General features: G+C 59.0%; 1 pseudogene. It reads left to right on the top strand.

Going from position 1 to position 388, the window contains the following annotated elements:
- A pseudogene (locus tag E0T84_RS31705) lies at nt 1-388 on the top strand (hypothetical protein); the annotation flags it as partial.

Genomic DNA, 388 nt, shown 5'->3' on the forward strand with positions numbered 1-388 from the left:
GGGATGGCGATATTTTGCTGGCTTATGGCCTGGTCGGGCTGATTTGCTGGCGGCTGGTGCGCGATGCGCCTTCGGTAAAAAGCCTGATGAATACGGGCATTCTGCTGTATCTGGTCGGTATTGGCGTATTACTGCTGCTCGGCGCGATCTCTGACAGCCAAACCAGTCGCGCGTGGACGCCAGACGACGCGGCGCTTCTGTATGAAAAATACTGGAAGGTGAACGGGGGTATGGAAGCCATCAGCAACCGGGTTGACGCGTTGTCCAACAGTCTGCTGGCGCTGGGCGCGCAGTATGGCTGGCAACTCGCCGGGATGATGCTGGTCGGGGCATCGCTGATGCGCAGCGGTTGGCTGAAAGGGCAGTATAGCCTTGCCCACTATCGACG

Source organism: Mycobacterium sp. DBP42, assembly GCF_005924235.1.
Classification (GTDB): domain Bacteria; phylum Actinomycetota; class Actinomycetes; order Mycobacteriales; family Mycobacteriaceae; genus Mycobacterium; species Mycobacterium syngnathidarum.